The sequence below is a fragment of the Kitasatospora sp. NPDC007106 genome (assembly GCF_040634455.1).
GTDB classification, from domain to species: Bacteria; Actinomycetota; Actinomycetes; order Streptomycetales; family Streptomycetaceae; genus Kitasatospora; species Kitasatospora arboriphila.
Map to the genome: position 1 here is coordinate 1 of NZ_JBEYFP010000390.1, position 5,602 is coordinate 5,602.

At 75.0% G+C, this 5,602-nt stretch carries 5 protein-coding genes; 4 read left to right on the forward strand and 1 reads right to left on the reverse strand.

All coding sequences use genetic code 11. From position 1 onward, the window contains the following. A partial coding sequence (locus ABZ641_RS24230; RefSeq protein ID WP_359984831.1) for a DUF4139 domain-containing protein occupies nucleotides 1–972 on the reverse strand: 972 nt, incomplete at its 3' end. Between the two features lie 357 nt (nucleotides 973–1,329). Between ABZ641_RS24230 and ABZ641_RS24235 the strand changes: the two genes are divergently transcribed. The 4 genes from ABZ641_RS24235 to der all read left to right on the forward strand — a co-directional run bounded on the left by ABZ641_RS24235 (nucleotide 1,330) and on the right by der (nucleotide 5,477). Further along, the gene (locus ABZ641_RS24235; protein ID WP_359984833.1) at nucleotides 1,330–2,415 is read left to right on the forward strand and encodes a prephenate dehydrogenase; all 1,086 of its coding nucleotides are present in this window, start codon (nucleotides 1,330–1,332) and stop codon (nucleotides 2,413–2,415) included. A gap of 73 nt (nucleotides 2,416–2,488) precedes the next feature. Next, a complete protein-coding gene (locus tag ABZ641_RS24240; protein ID WP_359984836.1) occupies nucleotides 2,489–3,043 on the forward strand; it encodes a hypothetical protein in 555 nt (184 codons plus the stop codon). A gap of 120 nt (nucleotides 3,044–3,163) precedes the next feature. Beyond that, nucleotides 3,164–3,880, forward strand: coding sequence for a (d)CMP kinase (cmk, locus tag ABZ641_RS24245; protein WP_359984839.1), 717 nt, complete (start codon nucleotides 3,164–3,166; stop codon nucleotides 3,878–3,880). A gap of 142 nt (nucleotides 3,881–4,022) precedes the next feature. Beyond that, on the forward strand, nucleotides 4,023–5,477 hold the full coding sequence (gene der / locus ABZ641_RS24250) for a ribosome biogenesis GTPase Der (RefSeq protein ID WP_344626935.1): 1,455 nt from the start codon (nucleotides 4,023–4,025) through the stop codon (nucleotides 5,475–5,477). Nucleotides 5,478–5,602 lie beyond the last annotated feature (125 nt).

A 5,602-nucleotide genomic window follows, 5' to 3' on the forward strand; every position in this document is an offset into this window, starting at 1 on the left:
GCCACCGCCCGCCGGACGGGCCCGCCCCGCACGCGGCTGCGGCGGGCGGCCCGCCGCGTCGTACCCGCTGAACAGATCGCCCAGCCCCGCCGGGGGCTCCCGCCAACCCGACGCGGCCGGCACGGCCTGCCGCCGTCCGATCCGCAGCGAACGCAGCTGCGGCAGGTCCGTCCGGCGCTGCAGGTCCGCCGTGGACAGGCCGATCCGCACCCCCGACCAGTCCTCGCCGGTGCGCTGCGCGAGCTGGGCCCGCAGCAGCAGCGTCCCGGAGCCCTCGCCCTGGCGGTAGGTCAGCCGGTACGTCGGCACCCACACCGCACCCGGTACCCCGTACTCCACCTCCAGCTCGACCTCGGCACCCTCCGCCGCACCCTCCAGCGTCACCACGGCCGAACCGCCCAGCGTCACCGGGCCGACCGCCACCGCGGACGAGGCCCGGGCCAACGCATCCTCGGCGAGGGCCAGTTCGTGCTCGGCCAGCCGCAGCTCCTCGGCGAGGTCCGCGGACCGCGCGTGCAGCGCGGCCAGCCGCTCGTCCACGAAGTCCGCCAGCTCGAACCAGGCGTCGGTCGGCGTACGGCGGTGCGGCTCGTCCGCCTGCAACGGCGGCGGGACCGCCCGCACCGCGGAGACCTCCGCGATCCGCGCCTCCTGCCGCGCGGAACGCTGCCGCAGGGCCTCCGCGGCGTCCCGCGCCCGATCCACCCGCAGGCGCAGCCCCGGAAGGTCCGAACGGCTGCGGACCTCCGCCTCCGGCTCCAGCCGCGCCGCCGTCACCCGCGCCCCGCCGGAGAGCACCGACGCACGCAGCGAACCCGCGTCCGCCACCCTCGGCAGGCCCGTCAGCCGGACCCTGCCGTCCGCGGGCACCCTGCCCCGGGCCCGCCTGCGGCACAGCGCGCCGCTCGCGTACACCACCACCGAGTCGAGTACCGACTCCCACCGATCCGCCGCTGCCGTCTCTGCTGCCACCCCGCCCTGCCCCTTCGTCCGTCCCCGGTCCGGGCCGCCAGTCTGCCGGGGCCGGCGGCCGTCCGCCGCGGATTTCCGCTGCGCGTCGGCTGAGGGGACGGCCCCGGCCCCCGACCCGGTTGCGGACGGAGACATACCCAGGCGAACGGGGAACCGTGCAGGTCCGGGCGAGCCGCATCAGGCGTTCCCACGCGCCCCTGGGTGCACGCCACCTGTCCAGCGCCCCCGGGACCGCCCTTCCCGTGGGGTCCGCCGCTGTGCGGGGGTTCGGCTGGTGGACGGCTTCGACGGGTGGGGTGGGGCTGCGAGAGGATGGGCGGGACAGCAGGCCGCCCGTACCAGGAGACCAACCCCGTCATGCGCACAGCCGCCGTCATCGGCACCGGACTGATCGGCACCTCCGCCGCCCTCGCGCTCACCGGCCGCGGGGTCGCCGTCTATCTGGAGGACGCCGACCCGGACGCCGCCCGTACGGCCGCCGCGCTCGGCGCGGGTTCGACCGAGCCGCCCGAGGGCCCGGTCGACCTGGCGATCGTCGCGGTGCCGCCGGCGCTGGTCGGCAAGGTGCTGGCGGACTGCCAGCGCCGCGGTCTGGCCCGTTGCTACACCGACGTGGCCAGTGTGAAGGCCGGCCCGCGGGCCGAGGTGGCCGCGCTCGGCTGCGACACCGTCCACTACATCGGAGGCCACCCGATGGCCGGCCGTGAGCGGTCCGGCCCGCTGGCCGCCCGGGCCGACCTGTTCGAGGGCCGGCCGTGGGTGCTCACCCCGACCGGGGACACCGACACCGACACCCTGAACGCCGCGCTGGAGCTGGTGGCGCTCTGCGGGGCCATGCCGATCGTGATGGACGCGACCGCGCACGACCGTGCCGTCGCGCTGGTCTCGCACGCCCCCCAGCTGGTCTCCTCGATCGTGGCTGCCCGGCTGGAGCACGCCGACGAGACGGCCGTCCGGCTGTCCGGGCAGGGCGTGCGGGACGTGACCCGGATCGCCGCGTCCAATCCGGCGCTCTGGGTGGACATCCTCTCCGCGAACGCCGGGGTGGTCGCCGACATCCTGCAGGAGGTGGCCGCGGACCTCGACGAGGCGGTGACGGCGCTGCGCGCCCTGCAGGCCGTCGACGAGGGCGAGCGGCGGGCCGGTGCGGCGGGCATCGAGGCGGTGATGCGGCGCGGAAACACCGGCCACGCCCGGATCCCCGGCAAGCACGGCGCCCCGCCGACCCGGTACGAGTCGGTCACCGTCGTCCTCGGCGACCAGCCCGGCGAGCTCGGCCGGCTCTTCGGCGAGGTCGGTGCGCTCGGCGTCAACATCGAGGACGTCACCATCGAGCACTCCGACGGCCAGCAGGTCGGCCACGTGCACCTGGACGTCGCCCCGTCGGCCGTCCGGCTGCTCACCGGCGGTCTGCGCGACCGCGGCTGGAGCGTCCGCGACTGAGCCCCCGTCCGCCCGGGAACCGCCCGTCGTCCCGGTCGCGTCGGTGCACCGGACGGGCTTCGGGGGAGGGCTGGTGTACGGACACGATCCGGTGGACGGACCGGTGGACGCCGCGGCGGACGCACTGGTGTGGCGCCCGGGGCCGCCGGACGGCGACCGCACCGCGGCCCTGGTCGGCGCCGTGGACGCCGGTGCCGTGCTGCTTCTGCTGCTGCTCTGGCCGGTGCTGCGGTGGTGGGGCTGCGCGATCGGCGCGGCGCTGCTCGCCGGGCAGCTGGCCGGCCTGCGGATGCTGCGGGCCCGGCAGCGACGGCTGGTGGTGGAGTGCGAGCTGCGCCCGGGGCGGGGCACGGCCCGGTTCGTGCTGCACGGCGGGGCCGAGCAGGTCGTCCCGTTCGCGGCCCTCCGCCGGATCGACCTGACGCACCGGGGCGAGCGCGGTGCCCGCGGCACCCGGTCGACGGCCGATTTCGGCCTGGAACCCGCGCCGGCCCCCTCGGCCGGCACCGCCGGCGGGCTGCGGACGGCGCACACCGTCGTGCCGGAGGACGACCTGGACCGGCTGCGGGCCTTCGCCGAGCGGCACGGGGTGCGGTACCACGAGGAGGAGCGGCTGCCGGCCGACTGACCGCCAGGCGTGTAGGGGGCGGCCCCGGGACCGACCGGACGGGATGCCTCCGCCGGTCCATTAACCTTGTAGATAGTCATCCCGGCCCGAGCGCGCCGGACCGAGAGAGAGGTTCGCCCCGTGGACACTGCCGACCGAGCGCACGCCCCGGTCGTCGTCGCCATCGACGGACCCTCCGGATCGGGCAAGTCGACCGTCTCGCGGGCGGTCGCCGCCCGCCTCGGTCTCAGCTTCCTGGACACCGGCGCCATGTACCGGGCGATGACCTGGTGGATGCTCTCCAACGACATCGACGTGGACGACGCCGAGGCCGTCGCGATCGCCTGCGGCAAGCCGGTGATCGTCTCCGGCACGGACGCGGCCGGCCCGACCATCACGGTCGACGGCCAGGACGTCTCCGGCCCGATCCGCGGCCCCGAGGTGACCGCCAAGGTCTCCGCGGTCTCCGCCGTCCCGGCCGTCCGGGCCCGGCTGGTGGAGCTTCAGCGCGGCTGCGCCGAGGTCGCCCCGCGCGGCATAGTCGCCGAGGGCCGCGACATGGGCACCGTCGTGTTCCCGGACGCCACCGCCAAGGTCTTCCTCACCGCCTCGGGCGCCGCCCGTGCCGCGCGCCGCGCGGCCGAGCTCCGGGCCAAGGGCGTGGACGAGGCCACCATCGCCGCGATGGCCGCCGACCTGGACCGCCGGGACGCCGCCGACTCCTCCCGGGAGACGGCGCCGCTGGCCCAGGCCCCGGACGCCGTCCTGGTGGACACCAGCGAGCTCACCCTCGACCAGGTGATCGACACGGTCGCCGCCCTGGTCGAGGAGCGGGCCCAGCAGCCGTCCGCCGTCTGACCGACCGCACCACCGCCGACCATCCTCGGGCCGTCCGGCCCGTCCTCCGACTACGGGACACGTAGTTTCGCGCTGCCCGACAGGGCAGATACGCACGGCACGCCCCTGGGAAGGGCCGTGCCGGGAAACGGAAGAAACACACATGAGCAACGACACCGCCGCGCACCACGGTGAGCTCGGCGACGCCGAGTACGCCGAGTTCATGGCGCTCGCCGCCGAAGAGGGCTTCGACACCGACGAGGTGGACGCCGACCTCGACGCCGCCTCGCACGGCCCGCTGCCGGTGCTGGCCGTCGTCGGCCGCCCGAACGTCGGCAAGTCGACCCTGGTCAACCGCATCATCGGCCGCCGCGAGGCGGTCGTCGAGGACCGCCCCGGCGTCACCCGCGACCGCGTCACCTACGAGGCGACCTGGAACGGCCGCCGCTTCAAGCTCGTCGACACCGGCGGCTGGGAGGTCGACGTCCTCGGCATCGACGCCGCCGTCGCCGCCCAGGCCGAGTACGGCATCGAGTCCGCAGACGCGGTGCTCTTCGTCGTCGACGCCACCATCGGCGCGACCGACACCGACGAGGCGCTGATCAAGCTGATCCGCCGGGCCGGCAAGCCCACCGTGCTCTGCGCCAACAAGGTCGACGGCCCCTCCACCGAGGCCGAGGCCGCCTACCTGTGGTCGCTCGGCCTCGGCGAGCCGTACCCCGTCTCCGCGCTGCACGGCCGCGGCTCCGGCGACCTGCTGGACGCCGTCATGGACGCGCTTCCCGAGGCCCCGCCGCAGCTCTTCGGCAACGGCCCGGTCGGCGGCCCCCGCCGGGTCGCGCTGATCGGCCGTCCGAACGTCGGCAAGTCCAGCCTGCTCAACAAGGTCGCCGGCGAGGAGCGGGTGGTCGTCAACGAGCTGGCCGGCACCACCCGCGACCCGGTCGACGAGATGATCGAACTCGGCGGCAAGACCTGGAAGTTCGTCGACACCGCCGGTATCCGCCGCCGGGTCCACCTGACCGCCGGCGCGGACTTCTACGCCTCGCTGCGCACCGCCTCGGCGCTGGAGAAGGCCGAGGTCGCGGTCGTCCTGATCGACGCCAGCGAGACCCTCGCCGAGCAGGACACCCGGATCATCTCGATGGCCGTCGAGGCCGGCCGGGCCGTCGTGATCGCCTACAACAAGTGGGACCGGCTCGACGAGGAGCGCCGCTACTACCTGGAGCGCGAGATCGAGAAGGATCTCGTCCAGGTGCAGTGGGCGCCGCGGGTCAACGTCTCGGCGAAGACCGGCCGGCACATGGAGAAGCTCGTCCCGGCGATCGAGACCGCGCTGGAGGGCTGGGAGACCCGCATCCCGACGGCCCGTCTGAACGCCTTCCTGGGCGAGCTGGTGGCGGCCCACCCGCACCCGATCCGCGGCGGCAAGCAGCCCCGCATCCTGTTCGGCACCCAGGCCGGCACCCGCCCGCCGCGGTTCGTGCTGTTCGCCTCCGGCTTCCTGGAGGCGGGCTACCGCCGCTTCGTCGAGCGCCGGCTGCGCGAGGAGTTCGGCTTCGAGGGCACGCCGATCTCGATCTCCGTGCGGGTGCGCGAGAAGCGCCGCAAGAAGTAGGGACAGAAGCCGGAACGGCCGGGGCCGGGCAGCACGATCGCTGCCCGGGGCCCGCCCGTCCCCGGCCCCCCCCGCACCGAATCGCAAAACACCAAAAAAAAAAAAACCCAACAAATATAATTTTT